12 protein-coding genes are annotated in these 17,921 nt (G+C 70.1%); 5 read left to right on the top strand and 7 right to left on the bottom strand.

What is annotated here, in order from left to right; genetic code table 11:
- Nucleotides 1-91: 91 nt before the first annotated feature.
- Nucleotides 92-1,204: a LacI family DNA-binding transcriptional regulator gene (locus tag OG413_RS10545; protein ID WP_266804558.1), complete on the bottom strand. Its 1,113-nt coding sequence runs from the start codon at nt 1,202-1,204 to the stop codon at nt 92-94.
- A 358-nt stretch (nt 1,205-1,562) separates the two neighbouring features.
- Here OG413_RS10545 and hisC point away from each other — a divergent pair, with 358 nt between their 5' ends.
- The 5 genes from hisC to OG413_RS10520 all read left to right on the top strand — a co-directional run bounded on the left by hisC (nt 1,563) and on the right by OG413_RS10520 (nt 11,048).
- Nucleotides 1,563-2,642, top strand: a complete 1,080-nt coding sequence (hisC, locus tag OG413_RS10540; RefSeq protein ID WP_266804556.1) for a histidinol-phosphate transaminase — start codon at nt 1,563-1,565, stop codon at nt 2,640-2,642.
- 361 nt (nt 2,643-3,003) lie between these two features.
- The gene (locus tag OG413_RS10535; RefSeq protein WP_266804554.1) at nt 3,004-4,515 is read left to right on the top strand and encodes a cytochrome ubiquinol oxidase subunit I; all 1,512 of its coding nucleotides are present in this window, start codon (nt 3,004-3,006) and stop codon (nt 4,513-4,515) included.
- Between the two features lie 18 nt (nt 4,516-4,533).
- Nucleotides 4,534-5,535, top strand: coding sequence for a cytochrome d ubiquinol oxidase subunit II (cydB, locus tag OG413_RS10530; protein ID WP_266804552.1), 1,002 nt, complete (start codon nt 4,534-4,536; stop codon nt 5,533-5,535).
- Nucleotides 5,536-5,588: 53 nt separating this feature from the next.
- Nucleotides 5,589-9,293, top strand: a complete 3,705-nt coding sequence (cydD, locus tag OG413_RS10525) for a thiol reductant ABC exporter subunit CydD (RefSeq protein WP_266804550.1) — start codon at nt 5,589-5,591, stop codon at nt 9,291-9,293.
- A 48-nt stretch (nt 9,294-9,341) separates the two neighbouring features.
- Entirely contained in the window at nt 9,342-11,048 is a 1,707-nt protein-coding gene (locus OG413_RS10520) for a GAF domain-containing sensor histidine kinase (protein ID WP_266804549.1), read from the top strand.
- 126 nt (nt 11,049-11,174) lie between these two features.
- On the opposite strand, the gene OG413_RS10515 is transcribed toward OG413_RS10520, so the two are convergent.
- From OG413_RS10515 to OG413_RS10490, 6 genes are all read right to left on the bottom strand, one after another.
- On the bottom strand, nt 11,175-12,020 hold the full coding sequence (locus tag OG413_RS10515; RefSeq protein ID WP_266804548.1) for a Cof-type HAD-IIB family hydrolase: 846 nt from the start codon (nt 12,018-12,020) through the stop codon (nt 11,175-11,177).
- 148 nt (nt 12,021-12,168) lie between these two features.
- Nucleotides 12,169-13,065: an LLM class flavin-dependent oxidoreductase gene (locus OG413_RS10510; RefSeq protein WP_266804547.1), complete on the bottom strand. Its 897-nt coding sequence runs from the start codon at nt 13,063-13,065 to the stop codon at nt 12,169-12,171.
- Nucleotides 13,066-13,179: 114 nt separating this feature from the next.
- Entirely contained in the window at nt 13,180-13,722 is a 543-nt protein-coding gene (locus OG413_RS10505) for an RNA 2'-phosphotransferase (RefSeq protein WP_266804545.1), read from the bottom strand.
- Nucleotides 13,723-13,870: 148 nt separating this feature from the next.
- Nucleotides 13,871-14,848 carry a MerR family transcriptional regulator gene (locus OG413_RS10500; RefSeq protein WP_266810050.1) on the bottom strand — a complete coding sequence of 326 codons (978 nt, stop codon included), beginning with the start codon at nt 14,846-14,848 and terminating at the stop codon, nt 13,871-13,873.
- Between the two features lie 92 nt (nt 14,849-14,940).
- Nucleotides 14,941-16,713, bottom strand: a complete 1,773-nt coding sequence (locus OG413_RS10495; protein ID WP_266804544.1) for an SDR family oxidoreductase — start codon at nt 16,711-16,713, stop codon at nt 14,941-14,943.
- On the bottom strand, nt 16,710-17,561 hold the full coding sequence (locus OG413_RS10490; protein ID WP_266804543.1) for a M24 family metallopeptidase: 852 nt from the start codon (nt 17,559-17,561) through the stop codon (nt 16,710-16,712). Before OG413_RS10490 ends, OG413_RS10495 begins: the two co-directional genes overlap by 4 nt.
- Nucleotides 17,562-17,921: the final 360 nt, after the last annotated feature.

The raw sequence follows: 17,921 nt of genomic DNA, 5'->3' as shown, positions 1-17,921 counted from the left end.
TAGGAATGCGGATCGTGCTGTGTGACGCACCAGGGGTGGTGAATCCGGGCGCACGCACGGTTCACCGGCCAATTGGTCCGGAATAATACGATCAGTCCCCGCTCGGGGATCGTGGCGGGCTGACGGTGGTGCGGGGCGGACGCCGTTGCGAGGAGGTCCGGACGATGAGCTCCGTCGGTATCACCTGCTCCACCGGACCGTCGTGTTCGACGCCCTCGATGGCGTCGATGAGGAGCTGGACGACGGCTGTGCCGATGCGGTGCGGCTTGAGCGAGAGCGTCGTGATGGGCGGCTCGGTGCTCGCGTACACGGTGGACTCGCTGCAGCAGACCAGCAGCAGGTCCTCAGGGACCCGCAGGCCGTAGCGGCGGGCGGCCGCCAGCAGATCGGTCCCGTTGGGGTCGAAGAGCCCGTAGACGGCGTCGGGGCGGTCCGGGCGGGCGAGGAGGCGGTCGGCGGCGACCGCGCCCGCGCAGGGGTCGTGGGCCGGGTAGGACTCGTAGACCGGGTCCTGGCCCACCCGCTCGCACCAGTGGAGATACGCGGTGGTCGACAGCCGGGTGTACGTGTCGGTGGTGGTGCCGGTCAGCAGGCCGATACGGCGCGCCCCGGCGGCGGCGAGGTGGTCGAGGAGGTCGAGCACGGCGGCCCGGTGGTCGTTGTCGACCCAGGCGGTGACCGGAAGCGTCCCGGCCGGGCGGCCGTCCGAGACGACAGGCAGGCCCTGGCGTACGAGTTCGGTGACGACCGGGTCCTGGTCGGAGGGGTCGATGACGACGGTGCCGTCGAGAGCGACGTTCGACCAGACGTCGTGGCGGGAGGTGGCGGGGAGGATGACGAGGGCGTATCCGCGGTCGAGGGCCGCGGAGGTCGCGGCTCTGGCCATCTCCGCGAAGTACGCGAATTCGGTGAAGGTGAAAGGTTCATTCCCGTAGGTGGTCACGGTCAGGCCGATCAGGCCGGACCTGCCGGTACGGAGGGTTCGGGCCGCGGCGGACGGGCGGTAGCCCAGGCGCTCTGCGACCTCGCGGACATGGCGGCGGGTGGCGTCCGGGAGCCTGCCCTTGCCGTTGAGCGCGTCGGAGACGGTCGTGATCGAGACTCCGGCCGCGGCGGCCACGTCACGGATACCCGCCCGTCCCGGCCGGCCGTTGCGCCGGGGGGTCTCCGTCCGGCTCACCTGGTGCTTCCCTGCTGCTGTCATGGCGAGCCGATAGTAGGGCTCGGAGGGGTGGTCAGGCCGGTCGCATATGCACACGTTGACAGGCACGTTTCTGCATGGTCACTATCGACCAAACGCCTTGAAAGCAAAGGGGGTTGGTCGCCTGAGCCTCAGTGTGTCATGTGTCGAACGGCGTGGGCCTACTAAATGTTCGATGTTTCGAAGAGGTCTCAACTCACCACTTCGGGGGACGCGCGCCACGGAGTGAGCCACCGGCGTGCGTCGGGACAGAGAAACGCTCCCCCCTGAAACGATTCCTCGCTCCCGCCATTCGCAGCAGGGCCCAATCCTCATAAGGTGAGCAGTATTGATGCGTGCGGATGACCTAGGAGGACCTGCGGTGAGCGAGACGAGCCCCAAGCTGCGTGCCGAGCTGGACGGTGTGCCTGCCTATGTGCCGGGCAAGCCGGCCGCCGCCGATGGACCGGTCGCCTTCAAGCTGTCCTCCAACGAGAACCCGTATCCGCCGCTGCCCGGAGTGCTGGAGTCCACGCTGGCCGCCGCCGCGGACTTCAACCGGTACCCGGACATGGCGTGTACCGCTCTGATGAACGAGCTGGCCGACCGCTTCGGTGTGCCCCTCGCGCACCTGGCCACCGGCACCGGATCGGTCGGCGTGGCCCAGCAGCTGCTCCAGGCCACCTCGGGCCCCGGCGACGAGGTCATCTATGCCTGGCGTTCCTTCGAGGCGTACCCGATCATCACCCAGGTCAGCGGGGCGACCTCGGTGAAGGTGCCGCTGACCGACGGCGAGGTGCACGATCTCGACGCGATGGCGGACGCGATCACCGACCGGACCCGGATGATCTTCGTCTGCAACCCGAACAACCCGACCGGCACCGCCGTGCGCAGGGCCGAGCTGGAGCGGTTCCTGGACCGGGTGCCGGGCGATGTCCTGGTGGTGCTCGACGAGGCGTACCGGGAGTTCGTCCGTGACGTCGAGGTGCCGGACGGCATCGAGATCTACCGGGACCGGCCCAACGTGGCGGTGCTGAGGACCTTCTCCAAGGCGTACGGCCTGGCAGGGCTGCGGGTCGGGTTCGCGGTGGCCCATGAGCCGGTGGCCGCCGCGCTGCGGAAGACGGCCGTCCCCTTCGGCGTCAGCCAGCTCGCGCAGGACGCGGCGGTCGCGTCGCTCCGGGCCGAGGACGAACTGCTGGGGCGGGTCGGCTTCCTGGTCGGCGAGCGGGCCCGTGTCTACGAGGGGCTCGTGGGGCAGGGGTGGACCGTTCCGGAGTCCCAGGCCAACTTCGTCTGGCTGCGGCTCGGTGACCGTACCGGCGACTTCGCCGCCGTCTGCGAGAAGGCCGGTGTGGTGGTGCGCCCGTTCGCGGGTGAGGGCGTGCGGGTCTCGGTCGGGGAGGGCGAGGCGAACGACCTGTTCCTGAAGGTGGCGGAGGAGTACCGCGCACGGCTGTAGGCGACAGCGTTGAGCGGCGATCGGCTGCGGCCGGTCGCAGGCAGTCGCGGTGGCCGGCCGTTACCGGCCGCGGCAGTACGTCCGCCGGTGGCCCCGGACCCCGACCTATGGGGTCCGGGGCCACCGCGCTGTCCGGAGTCCGGGGCCACCATGCCGCCCAGGGGCGTTCCCGGTGGATTGCGGGTGAGATCGTGCCGAAAGCCCGAAGAGGGGTACCCCGCACGAAGGTCCCGAAAGTCTGTGCGCCATAATGCTTGTGAATGTGAACGCGTTCACAAGCGTGTCATGGTTCGTCCCGTGATCGACGGGATTAACAGGGCAAGCTGCCGCTGTGACCACGGCGACCTAAGGAGAAGACGACGTGGACCTAGCTCTGGCGCCGGAGACCCTGGCGCGATGGCAGTTCGGTATTACCACCGTCTACCACTTCCTCTTCGTCCCCCTGACGATCTCGCTCGCCGCGCTCACCGCCGGCCTGCAGACCGCCTGGGTCCGGACGAGCAACGAGAAGTACCTCAGGGCCACCAAGTTCTGGGGCAAGCTCTTCCTGATCAACATCGCCATGGGTGTGGTCACCGGCATCGTCCAGGAGTTCCAGTTCGGAATGAACTGGTCCGACTACTCGCGGTTCGTCGGCGACGTCTTCGGTGCACCGCTCGCCTTCGAGGCACTGATCGCGTTCTTCTTCGAGTCCACCTTCATCGGGCTGTGGATCTTCGGCTGGGACAAGCTGCCGAAGAAGATCCACCTCGCCTGCATCTGGATGGTCTCGATCGGCACCATCCTCTCCGCGTACTTCATCCTGGCGGCCAACTCCTGGATGCAGCACCCGGTCGGCTACCGGATCAACGAGGAACGCGGCCGCGCCGAGCTCACCGACTTCTGGCACGTGCTCACGCAGAACACCGCGCTCACCCAGTTCTTCCACACCATCACGGCGGCCTTCCTCGTCGGCGGCGCCTTCATGGTCGGCATCGCCGCCTTCCACCTGGCGCGCAAGAAGCACATCCCGGTGATGCGGACCTCGCTGCGGGTGGGCCTGGTCACGGTCGTGATCGCCGGACTGCTCACCGCGGTCAGCGGCGACCTGCTGGGCAAGGTGATGTTCAAGCAGCAGCCGATGAAGATGGCGGCGGCCGAGGCGCTGTGGGACGGGCAGAACTCGGCGCCCTTCTCGATCTTCGCGTACGGGGATGTCAGCAAGGGCCACAACTCCGTGGAGATCTCGATCCCGGGGATACTGTCCTTCCTCGCGGACGACGACTTCAACTCGTACGTCCCCGGCATCAACGACATCAACAAGGCCGAGCAGGAGAAGTACGGGCCCGGCGACTACCGGCCGAACATTCCCGTCGCCTTCTGGAGCTTCCGCTGGATGATCGGCTTCGGGATGGCGTCCTTCGCCCTCGGCATCCTGGGGCTGTGGCTGACCCGGAAGAAGTTCATGCTGCCACCGGGGATGCGTACCGGTGAGGACGAAGTGCCGCATCTGGTCCTGTTCAAGAACAAGGCGCTGAGCCCGAAGCTCACCAAGCTCTACTGGATCGTCGCGCTCTGGACCCTGCTCTTCCCGCTGATCGCCAACTCCTGGGGCTGGATCTTCACCGAGATGGGGCGGCAGCCCTGGGTCGTCTACGGCGTGTTCCAGACCCGTGACGCGGTCTCCCCCGGCGTCTCGCAGGGCGAGGTCTTGACCTCGATGATCATCTTCACCCTGCTCTACGCGGTGCTCGCCGTGATCGAGGTCAAGCTGCTCGTGAAGTACGTCAAGGCCGGACCGCCGGAACTCACGGAGGCCGACCTCAACCCGCCCACCAAGATCGGCGGTCATGACGAAGAAGACGCCGACCGGCCGATGGCCTTCTCCTACTGAGAGCAGAGGAGCTGAGAGATGGAACTCCACGACGTCTGGTTCGTGCTCATCGCCGTCCTCTGGACCGGCTACTTCTTCCTGGAGGGATTCGACTTCGGCATCGGAGTCCTCACCAAACTGCTGGCCCGTAACCGCAAGGAGCGGCGGGTCCTGATCAATACGATCGGGCCCGTCTGGGACGGCAACGAGGTCTGGCTGCTCTCCGCGGGAGGTGCGACCTTCGCCGCCTTCCCGGAGTGGTACGCCACGCTGTTCTCCGGCTTCTATCTGCCGCTGCTGATCATCCTGCTCTGCCTGATCGTGCGGGGTGTCGCCTTCGAGTACCGCGCCAAGCGGCCCGAGGAGAAGTGGCAGACCAACTGGGAGCACGCGATCTTCTGGACCTCGCTGATCCCCGCACTGCTGTGGGGAGTGGCGTTCGGGAACATCGTGCGCGGCGTGAAGATCGACGCCGACATGGAGTACGTCGGCAACTTCTGGGACCTGCTCAACCCGTACTCCATCCTCGGCGGACTGGTCACGCTCTTCCTGTTCACCTTCCACGGCTCGGTGTTCGCCGCGCTCAAGACGGTCGGGGACATCCGGCAGCGGGCACGCAAGCTCGCTCTGAAGCTGGGCCTGGTCACCGCGGTGCTCGCGCTGGGCTTCCTGGCCTGGACCCAGGCCGACAACGGCGACGGCTGGAGCCTGCTCGCGATGATCATCGCCGTGGTGGCGCTGGTCGGTGCGATCGGCGCCATCGCGGTGGGGCGTGAGGGCTGGTCGTTCGCGCTCTCGGGAGTGACGATCACGGCGGCGGTCGCCATGCTCTTCCTGACGCTCTTCCCGAACGTCATGCCGTCCTCGCTCAACGACGCCTGGAACCTCACGGTCACCAACGCCTCGTCCACCCCGTACACCTTGAAGATCATGACCTGGTGTGCCGGGATCGCGACGCCCGTGGTGCTGATGTACCAGGGGTGGACGTACTGGGTGTTCCGCAAGCGCATCGGTACGCAGCACATCGCCGACGCGCACTGACGTCCGCGCGTGTACGTGTCGACGCGCACTGAGCCCTCTGGGAGATGTTTCACGTGAAACCGATCGACCCGCGCCTGCTCCGGTACGCCAGGGCCACCCGCTTCTTCCTGGCGGCCGTGGTGGCGCTTGGACTGGTCGGTGCGACGCTGGTCATCGCCCAGGCCATGCTCATCGCCGAGGTGGTGGTGGGCGGGTTCGAGGACCGTATGACGGTCTCCGAACTCCGCACACCGCTGCTTCTGCTCGTCGCGGTCGCGCTGGGCCGGGCGCTCGTCGCCTGGCTCACCGAACTGGCCGCGTACCGGGCGAGCGCGGCGGTCAAGTCCGAACTGCGCGGCCGGCTCCTGGAGCGGGCCACACGGCTCGGGCCGGACTGGCTGAGCGGTGAGCGCACCGGCTCCCTGGTGGCGCTGGCCACCCGGGGGGTCGACGCCCTCGACGACTACTTCGCGCGCTATCTGCCGCAGCTCGGGCTCGCGGTGGTGGTGCCGGTGGCGGTCCTGGCCAGGATCGTCACCGAGGACTGGGTGTCGGCCGCGATCATCGTGGTCACGCTTCCGCTCATTCCGCTCTTCATGATCCTGATCGGCTGGGCCACCCAGTCCCGCATGGACCGTCAGTGGCAGCTGCTGTCCCGGCTCTCCGGGCACTTCCTGGACGTGGTCGCCGGGCTGCCGACCCTGAAGGTCTTCGGACGGGCCAAGGCCCAGGCCGAATCGATCCGCACGATCACCTCGCAGTACCGCCGGGCCACCATGCGGACGCTGCGGATCGCGTTCCTGTCCTCCTTCGCCCTGGAGCTGCTGGCGACGCTGTCGGTGGCGCTCGTTGCCGTCACCATCGGGATGCGGCTGGTGCACGGCGAACTCGACCTCTACACCGGGCTGGTGGTCCTGATCCTCGCGCCCGAGGCATATCTGCCGATCCGGCAGGTGGGGGCGCAGTACCACGCGGCGGCGGAGGGACTCTCGGCCGCCGAGGAGATCTTCTCGGTCCTGGAGGCCGAGCCGCCGGCCGCCGGCACCCGGGCCGTCCCCGCGTCGCTGCGGCTGGAGCTGGAGGATGTGACGGTCCGGCACGGTGGCCGCGGCGAACCGTCGCTCGACGCCGCGTCGCTGGTCGTGGAGCCGGGGGAGACCGTCGCACTGGTCGGTCCCAGCGGCGTCGGCAAGTCCACCCTCCTCAATGTGGTGCTGGGCTTCGCGGTGCCCGACGAGGGGCGGGTACGGGTCGATGGCACCGACCTCGCCGACCTCTCCCCCGAGCGCTGGCGCGAACGGATCGCCTGGGTGCCGCAGCGCCCGCACCTCTTCGCGGGCACGATCGCCGAGAACGTACGTCTGGCCAGGCCGGACGCCGACGACGAGGCCGTGGCGGCGGCACTGCGGGACGCCGGGGCGTACGACTTCGTCACGGAGCTGCCCGAAGGGGCCCGGACACCGCTGGGCGAGGACGGTGCCGGGCTCTCGGCCGGTCAGCGCCAGCGTCTCGCCCTCGCGCGGGCGTTCCTCGCCGACCGGCCACTGCTGCTGCTCGACGAACCGACCGCGAACCTGGACAGCGAGACGGAGGCGGGCATCGTCGAGGCGGTCGGGCGGCTGGCGGCCGGGCGGACCGTGCTGCTGGTCGTGCACCGTCCGGCACTGCTGGCGGTCGCCGACCGCGTGGTGACGCTGGAGCCGAGGGAGCACACCGAGCGGGCCGCCACGGCCGCCGACGGGGAGCGGGACGCTTCGGTACCGCCGTCGCAGCGCCCGGCCGGTGCGGGTGCGGAACCGTTCGCCGCCGGTGATCCGGTGGACCTTCCCGAGCCCGCGCCGCTGCGCGAGACCGCGCCCCGGTCCGGGGGGCGGGTGCTCGCCCGGGTCCGGGAGGCCGCCGGTGCGCAGCGCGGACAGCTGGCGCTCGCCCTGTTGCTGGGCAGCCTCGCCGTGGGCTCGGCCGTCGGGCTCATGGCCGTCTCCGGATGGCTGATCTCCCGCGCCTCCGAGCAGCCCCCGGTGCTCTATCTGATGGTCGCCGTCACCGCGACCCGCGCCTTCGGCATCGGCCGGGCCGTCTTCCGCTACGCCGAGCGCCTCGTCTCCCACGACGCGGTGCTCAGGATGCTCGCCGAGCTGCGCGTGGCCGTGTACCGCGGGCTTGAGCGCATCGCGCCCGCGGGTCTGCGCACGACGCGCCGCGGCGACCTGCTGTCCCGGCTCGTCGCCGATGTGGACGCGCTGCAGGACTACTGGCTGCGCTGGCTGCTGCCCGCGGGGACCGCGGTCGTCGTCGGAACGGCGGCCGCCGGATTCACCGCCTGGCTGCTCCCGGAGGCGGGCGCGGTGCTCGCCGTCGGACTGCTGCTCGCCGGGGTCGGCGTACCGCTGATCAGCGGCGCCTGTGCCCGGCACGCGGAGCGTCAACTCGCGCCCGCCCGTGCCGCGCTGGCCACCCGTGTCACCGATCTGCTGGGCGGAACGGCGGAACTGACCGTCGCCGGGGCGCTGCCCGCCCGTCACGCCCGGGTACGCGAGGCCGACGGCCTCCTCACCCGGATCGCCTCCCGGGCGGCGACCGCGACCGCGCTGGGCGGCGGACTCTTCGCCCTGATCTGCGGGCTCACCGTGGTGGCCGCCGCCCTCGTCGCCGTACCCGCGGTGTACGGCGGACGGCTGGAGGGCCTGGAGCTCGCGGTCGTGGTGCTCATCCCGCTCGCCGCCTTCGAGGCCGTGGCCGGACTGCCCCTCGCCGTGCAGTACCGCCAACGCGTCAGGCGGAGCGCGGAGCGGGTCTACGAGGTGCTGGACGCCCCCGTACCGGTACGGGAACCCGAAAGTCCGGCCGAGGCGCCCGCTTCGCCCTTCCCGCTGGAGGTACGGGGGCTGACGGCCCGGTACGCGGGGTCGGGGCGGGACGCCCTGGAGTCCGTCGACCTGACGCTGGTGCCCGGCCGGCGCGTCGCTGTCGTCGGGCTCTCCGGTGCGGGCAAGACGACGCTGGCCCAGGTTCTGCTCCGCTTCCTGGACGCCCGGGAGGGCACGTACCGGATCGGCGGAGTCGACGCCCGCGCCCTGGACGGGGACACGGTTCGCGCGTTCGTCGGGCTGTGCGCCCAGGACGCCCATGTCTTCGACAGCTCCATCCGCGAGAACCTGCGCCTGGCCCGTACCGGGGCGACCGACGCCGAGCTGCGCGACGCCCTGGCCGGGGCGCGGCTGCTGGACTGGGCCGAAGGGCTGCCGGACGGGCTGGACACCCTGGTGGGCGAACACGGAGCGCGGCTCTCGGGCGGTCAGCGCCAGCGGCTCGCGCTGGCCCGTGCGCTGCTCGCCGACTTCCCCGTCCTGGTCCTCGACGAGCCCGCGGAACACCTCGACCTGGCAACGGCGGACGCCCTGACCGCGGACCTGCTGGCGGCGACCCGGGGACGTACGACCGTGCTGATCACCCACCGCATCGAAGGGCTGGACGCCGTCGACGAGGTGCTGGTGATGGACACGGGCCGGGTGGTGCAGCGCGGCCCGTACGCCGCGCTCGTGGCGCAGGAGGGGCCGCTGCGCCGGATGCTGGAGCGCGAGCGGGAGACGGTGCGCGAGAGCGTCGGGGAGCCCGCACGGAAGTTCGTACGGGAGTCTGCACGGAAGTCCGCACGGAAGTCCGCGCCCGCGTTGGAGGTGCCTGCGGCGGAGACGGCCGAGGAGGAGACGGCCGCGGAGGAGACAGCCGCGGAGAAGGCGTCCATGACGGAGGCGTCCGTTCGGGCAGGGGCCTGAGGGGAGTTCCGACTTTCGTTGCCAATCGGTACTAATTAGGCTCGGTGCATGCCAGAGCAGGACCCGAAGGACTCACTCGAAGCCGCGACGCGGGCCACCCGCAGTCTGCAGGGCCTCTCCACCGAGCTCACCGCCCGTGTCCCGCAACTGCTGGAGGCGATGCGTTCCGTCGGCACGGGCCTGGAACTGCACTCCACCCTCGACCGCATCTGTGAGACCGCGGCCGAACTCGCCCACGCCCGCTACGCCGCCATCGGCGTCGTGGACGAAGCGGGCGAAGGACTCTCCGACTTCGTCACCTTCGGGGTTCCGGACGAGGTGGCCCGGGAGATCGGGCGCCGGCCCGACGGGCACAGAGGTCTTCTGGGCGCGCTGATCCACGACCCCGTCCCCGTCCGGCTGGCCGATCTGACGGCCGATCCCCGGGCCGCCGGATTCCCGCCCGGCCATCCCCGGATGCGGACCTTTCTCGGCGTACCCATCCGCGTACAGGGAGAGATCTTCGGCAACCTCTATCTGACCGAGAAGCACGACGGGGCCGAGTTCAGCGACTACGACCTGCACATGGTGCGGGTGCTCGCCACGGAGGCGGGGATCGCGATCGGCAACGCCCGCCTCTACGAAGCGGCGCGGCAGCGCGAGCGGTGGATCGACGGCTCCGTGGCCGTGACCACCGCGCTGCTCTCCGGCGGCGACGCCGACGACGCCCTGGCCGTCGTCGCCGAACAGGCCCGCCACCTCGCCGACTCCGCCGCCGGAATCGTGCTGCTGCCCGCCGAGGAGGGCGGCCTGGAGATCGTCGCCGTCTCCGCCGACGACCCTTCCGCGGCGCTCGGCGTGATCATTCCGGCGGAGAGCACGGTGGTGGCGGCACTGCTCGACGGGGACGCGGTGTTCATGGACGACTCGGCCACCGACTCCCGCATGATCACCAAGCTGGCCGGCCGGTTCGGCCCCAGCATGATGCTGCCGCTGCACAGCGGGGGCCGGGTGCTCGGCGCGCTGGCCACCCCACGGGCCCGGGGCGGGCGTCCCTTCACGGAGACGGAACGGACGCTGGCCACCCAGTTCGCCTCGCAGGCGGCGCTCGCGCTGATGATGGCCGAGGCGCAGCGGGACCGGGAGCGGCTCGCGGTCTACGAGGACCGCGACCGGATCGCCCGCGACCTCCACGACCTCGTCATCCAACGGCTGTTCGCCACCGGGATGATGCTGGAGAGCGCGCAGCGCCGGTCGGAGGTCCCCGAGGTGCAGACCGGCGTCGGCCGGGCGGTCGACGAACTGGACGTGACCATCCAGGAGATCCGTACCGCCATCTTCGCGCTCCAGCAGGAACCGGCCGAGGCCCCGTCGGGGCTGCGCACCCGTGTGCTGCGCGAGATCAACATGGCGGCCGTCCCGCTGGGCTTCAAGCCGTCGCACCGCTTTCTCGGCCCCGTCGATTCACTCGTCGGTGAACTCACCGGGAAGAACCTCATCGCCGCCCTGCGCGAGGCGCTGTCCAACGCCTTCCGGCACGCGAACGCCTCCCTCATCGACGTGGTCGTCGACGCGACGGCCACCCTGCCGGACGGGCGCGACGCGGTACGCCTCTCGGTCGCCGACGACGGGGTGGGCATCCCCCAGGACGGGCGCCGCAGCGGACTGCGCAACCTGGCCCGCCGTGCCGAGTCCCTGGGCGGGGCGAGCTGGTTCGGCCCGGGAATCGGGGAGGACGGCGGCGGTACGACGGTGGTGTGGGAGGCCCCGCTCTGACGGCCGGGCGGAGCGGGCCGCCTGGCCGTACGACGTCTCGGGGTCCCGGGAGTCGCGGTGGCCGGGGGCGACACCCAGTACGCGCATCCGGCGGGCGTCACCGTGCTCCGCCGGACCGCACCGTGGTCAGCGGGTGGCGAGGATCCGCTCGATGACGACCGCGACGCCGTCCTCGTTGTTGGTGAGCGTCGTACCCGACGCGGCGGCCACGGCCGCAGGGTGGGCGTTGCCCATCGCGAACGAGGCACCGGCCCAGCTGAGCATCTCCACGTCGTTGGGCATGTCGCCGAAGGCCACGACCTCGGCGGGGGAGATGCCGCGCCGCGCGCAGCAGTCCGCGAGTGTGCTGGCCTTGGAGACTCCGAGCCCACTGATCTCCAGGAGCGCGGAAGGGCTGGAGCGGGTGAAGGAGGCGCGGTCCCCGGCGGCCGTACGGGCCAGCGCGAGGAAGTCGTCCGGGGCGAGCTCGGTGTGGTGGGCGAGGACCTTCAGCACGGGGGCACCGGCGCCCGGAGCGTCCTCGTGGAGCAGCTTCTCGGCGACGGCCACCGTGGCACCCGGGTCCAGGTGGAACGGCGGGTAGGCCGGTTCGTAGTTGATGCCGGTGGTCAGCTCGATGGCGAAGGAGGTGCCGGGGGCGCTCTCGCGCAGCGTGTGGATGACATGGAGGGCGGCGTCGCGCTCCAGGGGGTGGACCGTGAGCAGCTCGCCGTCGGCACGCAGGTCGGCGACCACCGCACCGTTCGCGCAGATCGCCAGGCCGTGGCTGTGGACATGGTCGCTCACCACATCCATCCAGCGGGCGGGCCGGCCGGTGACGAAGAAGACGTCGATCCCGGCCTCCTCGGCGGCGGCGAGGGCGGCGATGGTGCGGTCGGACACGGTCTTGTCGTCGCGCAGCAGCGTGCCGTCCAGGTCGGTGGCGATCAGCCGGGTCAGGGCAGGCAGAGGCGAGTCGGTAGCTGAGGTCACCGCTTCATTCTCGCGTACGAGGGTGCACGGGCGTGCGCAGGGGCGCACATCTGAGGATGCGCGCCCCTGAGCTGCGGAACATCCCTCTGGCATATGCCTGAGTGCCGCTGTGCTGATCAGCCGAGCTGGACCGGCTCCGCTGTGCTGATCAGCCGAGCTGGGCCAGCCCGTCGGTGGCGATCCGCTCGAAGACCTTCTCGTCCGCCGCGAAGTCCGACCCCTGGATCGGCCAGTGGAGCACGATCTCGGTGAAGCCGAGCGCGAAGTGGGTTCCGGCGAAGTCGACGAACGCGTCGAACGACTCCAGTGGGCGGTCCGGGGTGAAACCGGTGAGCAGGACCTTGTCCAGTTCCGCCACGTCCCGGCCGACACTCTCGCAGGCCGCGCCGAGCTTCGTGAACTGGCCGCGGATGGCTGCCACGGACTCCTCGGGCGTCCCGGTCTCGAACACCTTGGCATCTCCGGTGGTCACCCACGCCTGGCCGTACCGCGCGGCGAGCTTCAGCCCGCGCGGGCCGGTGGCGGCGACCGCGAACGGCAGCCGGGGGCGCTGTACGCAGCCCGGAATGTTCCGGGCCTCGTTCGCCGCGTACAACTCGCCCTCGTACGTCACCGAGGGCTCGCGCAGCAGCTTGTCGAGGAGCGGTACGAACTCGCCGAAGTGGTCCGCCCGTTCGCGCGGAGTCCACGGTTCCTCGTCGCTCCGGCGCAGGGTCGTGGCGTCGAATCCATCGCCACCGGCGCCGATTCCCAGCGTGACCCGTCCACCGGAGACGTCGTCCAGGGTGATGAGGTCCTTGGCGAGCGTCACCGGATGGCGGAAGTTGGGCGAGGTGACGAGGGTGCCGAGCCGCAGCCGCTCGGTGGCGGCGGCCGCCGCGGTCAGGGTCGGAATCGCACCGAACCACGGACCGTCACGGAAGGTCCGCCAGGACAGGTGGTCGTAGGTGTAGGCGGCGTGGAACCCCAGTTCCTCGGCGCGCTGCCAGACCTTTCGGCCTTCGGTCCAGCGGTGGATGGGCAGAATGACAGTGCTCAGACGCATGGCCCCGACGATACGGCGGACGTCGTTGTATGTGGCGGGGATCCCCGACAGGTGTTGCCGCTGGTCCGTCCCCGGCGAGAGGCTGGAGACGAGCCCGGCCGGTACCTTCCCGCGTCAGCCCGGCAGGCGCAGGAACTGCGGCGGCACGGCATCCGCGAGCCAGACTCCGTTGGCGCTGACCCGGAACGTGTGACCCGCGCGGTGCATCGCTCCCGCGTCCACGGAGAGGACGACGGGCCGGCCGCGGCGGGCGCCGACACGGGTCGCCGTCTCACGGTCGGACGACAGATGCACATGGTGGCGGTCCATGGGCCGCAGACCTTCGCTGCGGATCGTGTCCAGCACCCGGGCGACGGTGCCGTGGTAGAGGTACGCGGGCGGCTCGGCAGGCGGCAGGTCGAGGTCCACGGCGACGGTGTGGCCCTGATTGGCGCGGATCCGGTCCCCGTCCACCGTGAAGCGCCGCTTGTCGTTGACGGCGACGACGTGGTCGAGTTCGGCACGGGTGACGACGAAGCCGTTGCGGGCCGTCGCCCGCAGCAGTTCATCGACGGCCACCCAGCCGTTGGCGTCGAGGGTGATCCCGATGCGCTCGGGCCGGTGCCGGAGATGCTTCGAGAGGTACTTGGACACCTTCACGGTGCGGTGTTCGTCCATCACGTCAGAGTGCCCGTGACGCACATCCCGGTGCATCCGGATTTCATGGGAAGTTCGCGGCAGTAATGTCCGTCCCCAGGTTTGATCCACAGCCAACTCGGGTTATCCACAGGCAATTTGATGATTCTGTGGACAAGTGAGCTTCGATTTAGCCCATTTGGTCAACTTCCTCAGCTTTTATGTGAGATGAGGCAAGTGCATCCAATGTCCTGGCCTGCACCTCGCGTTCGGCGGCAGCCGTGATGAACGCCGCCACGTTGTCCCGGCCAACAAGACTCTGGACGGCCTCCATTGTCGTGGCGGGCAGGAGCACCGGGCGGGGCTGCCCGTTGATGAGCGACTCGTCCGTCCCGAGGTGGTGGTGCAGGTGCCGGGTGGCGAAGGTCCGCATCGCACGGGCCAGTTCGGCGTCCACCGTCTGCTGAGCGAGCGGTCGGAGCCGTCGCACCATGGAGGCCGCCTCCGCCGCGTCGGAGTCCGTCGGGGGGTGGTGGCCCAGATAGCGGGCGAAGACATGCTCGGTGGTGAACTCCAGAAAACGTGACGCTATGTGCTCGACCTGGCCGCGAAGTTCCCTCAGATGACCGGAGATTGCGGGCAGTGGTACCCCGGCGGCATGCAACTCGACGGCCACGGCGAGCTCCTGGGGGCTCGGCACGAGAAATTCGTCGTCCCGGCCCGGGACGCGTTCCAGTACTCCGAGCTCCACCGCCTCCGCGACCGCTTCGTCGTCCTGAGAGCCGCCGAACCTGACATCGAGTTCGGCCCGGGTGATCCGGTCGGCCTCCTCGTCGGTCCACGGCCCGTGCACCTCGGCGACCAGACCGAGCACTCCGCCGAGACCGCGCCCCGCGTCCCATGCCTCCAGCAGCTCCTTGATGCTGGCCAGGGTGTAGCCGCGGTCCAGGAGGTCGGCGATCTGCCGCAGCCGGGCCAGATGTGTCTCGCGGTACACATTGGCCCGCCCGCGCCGCTCCGGTGTGGGCAGCAGCCCGCGGTCCTGGTAGGCGCGGATCGTGCGGACGGTGGCCCCGCTCGCATGCGCCAGATCCTCGATCCGGTACTCGACGCCGACCCGGCCCTCCGCGGCTGTCCGTGTGCCCGGCTCGGTCCGGCTGCCCGCAATCGTCCGCGCGCCCGGTTCCGTCCGGCCGCCCGCAGCCGTCCGGGCAGCCGGTTGTGCCCGGCCCTCCGTCGGCGAGGACGTGCTCGGCCCGCTCACAGCGGCGGCTTCAGCCGGGCGATCCCGCGCAGCACCCCGGGACTGATCCTGGACAGCAGCCGGGCACCCCGGGCCTCCGGTGTCACCGGTACCACCGCCTGGTTGCGCACCACGGCCTTGAGGATGGCGTCGGCGACCTTCTCCGGCGGGTAGTTGCGGAGCCCGTACAGTCGGCTGGTCCGCTGCTGCAGGCGCTTCTCCTCCACCGCGTCGGCCCCCGCGAAGTGCGTGGTCGCGGTGATGTTGGTGTTGACGATGCCGGGGCATATCGCGCTGACCCCGATCGAGCGCTCCGCCAGCTCGGCCCGCAGACATTCGCTCAGCATCAGCACGGCCGCCTTGGACGTGCTGTAGGCGGGCAGTGCCCTGGAGGGCTGGTAGGCCGCCGCGGAGGCCGTGTTCACGATGTGGCCGCCCTGTCCGCGGTCGGCCATCTGCTTGCCGAAGACGCGGCAGCCGTGGATGACCCCCCACAGATTGACGTCCAGGACGTTCTTCCAGTCCTCGCTGGTGGTCTCCAGGAAGGAGCCTGACAGCCCGATCCCGGCATTGTTCACCAGGACGTCGACGATTCCGTACTCCGTGGCGACCTTCTCCGCGAGCTTCTCCATCGCCTGTTCGTCGCTCACGTCGACGGCCTCGCCCCAGGCGGCCGGGGCGCCGATGAGCCGGGCCATCTCCGCGGTCCGGGCGGCCCCTTCGGCGTCACGGTCCACGGCCACCACCCTGGCCCCCGCCTCGGCGAAGGCGAAGGCGGTGGCCCGGCCGATGCCGCCCGCCGCGCCCGTGATCAGGACGAGCTGTCCGCCGAACCGGTCGGCGTACGCCCCCTTCGCCACCGTGTCCTGCACCGGCATGCCCTCCCGGCGGGCCGTCTCGTTCGCCGCGACGAACTCACTGATCCAGGACGCCAGCTGGTCCGGCCTGGTACGCGGTACCCAGTGCTTGGCCGGCAGGGAGCGGCGTACCAACTGGGGAACCCAGTGGTCCAGTTGGTCGTAGAGCTTCTCCGAGAGGAAGATGTCGCCGGTCGGAGTGATGAGCTGGACCGGTACGTGGGCGTAGGCGTCGGCGCGCGGCCTGCGCAGCCGGGAGCGCACATTGTCGCGGTAGAGCCAGGCGCCGTGTGCCGCGTCGTCGGGCAGGGAGTCCGTCGGATAGTCGCCCGCGGGCACCTTCTCCATCCGCTCCAGGATCCGGGGCCACCGCTTGCCCAGCGGCCCGCGCCAGGCGAGCTCCGGCAGGACCGGCGTATGCAGCATGTACACGTACCAGGACTTGGCTCCCTGGCCGAGGAGCTGGCCGACGCGCCGGGGGGTCGGGTGGGTCATCCGCTGCTTTATCCAGTGCCCGAAGTGGTCCAGGGATGGGCCGGACATCGAGGTGAAGGAGGCGATCCGGCCCTCCGTGCGCGTGACCGTGGCGAACTCCCAGGACTGGACCGAACCCCAGTCGTGGCCCACCACATGCACCGGCCGGTCCGGGCTGACCGCGTCCGCGACCGCCAGGAAGTCGTCCGTGAGCTTCTCCAGCGTGAAGCCGCCCCGCAGCGGCTTCGGCGCCGTCGACCTGCCGTGCCCCCGCACGTCGTAGAGCACGACGTGCCATTGCTCGGCCAGCCGCACCGCGACGTCCGACCAGACTTCCTTGCTGTCCGGGTAGCCGTGCACCAGCACCACGGTCGGCTGCTTCTCGTCGCCCAACTCGGTCACGCACAGCTCGATTCCGCCGGTGCGGACCCAGCGCTCGCGCGCTCCTGACAGATTCACGCCGCCACCTTCTCCTCGGCCCAGCGCCGCACGTGCGGCAGATCGTCGTCCAGCCAGAAGGCGCTCTCCTCGGGATCCCGGGAGTCCGTGACGACCAGGATCTCCTCGAACTTGGCGCCCGTACCCCGGAATCCGAGGTGGGGTTCCACCGCCCACAGTCCGGGCCGCGGTGGATGGTCGGAGAAGCTGTACGGACTCCACAGCGGGGACCAGCCGTCCCGGTGTCCGTGCAGCGCGTCGCTCAGCAGGCCCTTGAGCGACTGGGTTCCGAATCCGAAGACATGGGGGGACCAACGGCGTTCATCGACGCGGTCCACCTTGTGGGCGATGACGCCGAAGGGGTAGGCGCGGTGCCGGTTCGCATAGCCCTGTCTGATCATGAGGCGTTCCACGTCCTCGTAGATCGCGCGCAGCGAACGGCGTTCGCGCACCTCGCGCAGGATCAGGTCGCGATGGGCTTCCAGATCGGCCAGCAGCTTGTCGTGCAGGGGGCTCAGACCGAGACAGCCGGAATATCCGATGTCCGCCGTGAATCCCTTGTACACCGGGGCCATGTCGAGAATGAACGGCATTCCCGGCTCCAGCTTCCGGTTGGTGGGGAAGAACTGCAGCGGCACCTTGAAGCCGACGAACGCCGTGCGGTCCCCGAACCAGGCGAAGGGGAGATGGAACCAGTCCCGCACACCCCGCTCGCGCAGCCACTCGCGCTGCATCCGCGCCGCCTCGCGCTCCGTCACGCCCGGCCTGAGCTGGCCCGCGACTGCCTCCGCGCAGTCGTAGGCGAGGCGCTGCACCTCTCTGAACCCCTGTAGCTCCAGGGCTGTTCCGTCCTTCACCGCCGAGGTCATGCCGTGCCACCGTCCGTTCCCTGCCGTGTGCGGTACGTGCCCGTAACGTGACACTGATGAATGTGACAATGTCCAGCGGCTACGTCAAGGGGCGTGCGTCGACCTGTGGATAACCCCCGGCCGCCCAGTTCTCGGCACCGGCACAGGTTCGGCTCTCGGGCCGGGCACAGGTTCGGCTCTCGGGCCGGGCACAGGTTCGGATCTCGCCCCCGGCACAGGTTCGGGTCCGGGCCTGGCGCGGGTTCGTGCCTCCTCCCTCGTGGGGTCCCCCTACGGGTCCGTACGTCTGGAGTCTGAGGCGGAACCAGCCGCCAGGGCTGACGACCTCTGTGGCGCGCACCACTACCTTCGAAGACGTGA

This window comes from Streptomyces sp. NBC_01433, from assembly GCF_026340105.1.
Taxonomy (GTDB): domain Bacteria; phylum Actinomycetota; class Actinomycetes; order Streptomycetales; family Streptomycetaceae; genus Streptomyces.
This window is presented reverse-complemented; position numbering and strand designations above follow the sequence as displayed.

Excerpts from the sequence above, each read along its gene's own strand:
- OG413_RS10520 (WP_266804549.1), top strand. The coding sequence starts at position 9,342 with ATGCCAGAGCAGGACCCGAAGGACTCACTCGAAGCCGCGACGCGGGCC.
- OG413_RS10545 (WP_266804558.1), bottom strand. The coding sequence starts at position 1,204 with ATGACAGCAGCAGGGAAGCACCAGGTGAGCCGGACGGAGACCCCCCGG.
- OG413_RS10490 (WP_266804543.1), bottom strand. The coding sequence starts at position 17,561 with ATGACCTCGGCGGTGAAGGACGGAACAGCCCTGGAGCTACAGGGGTTC.
- OG413_RS10510 (WP_266804547.1), bottom strand. The coding sequence starts at position 13,065 with ATGCGTCTGAGCACTGTCATTCTGCCCATCCACCGCTGGACCGAAGGC.
- cydB (WP_266804552.1), top strand. The coding sequence starts at position 4,534 with ATGGAACTCCACGACGTCTGGTTCGTGCTCATCGCCGTCCTCTGGACC.
- OG413_RS10505 (WP_266804545.1), bottom strand. The coding sequence starts at position 13,722 with ATGGACGAACACCGCACCGTGAAGGTGTCCAAGTACCTCTCGAAGCAT.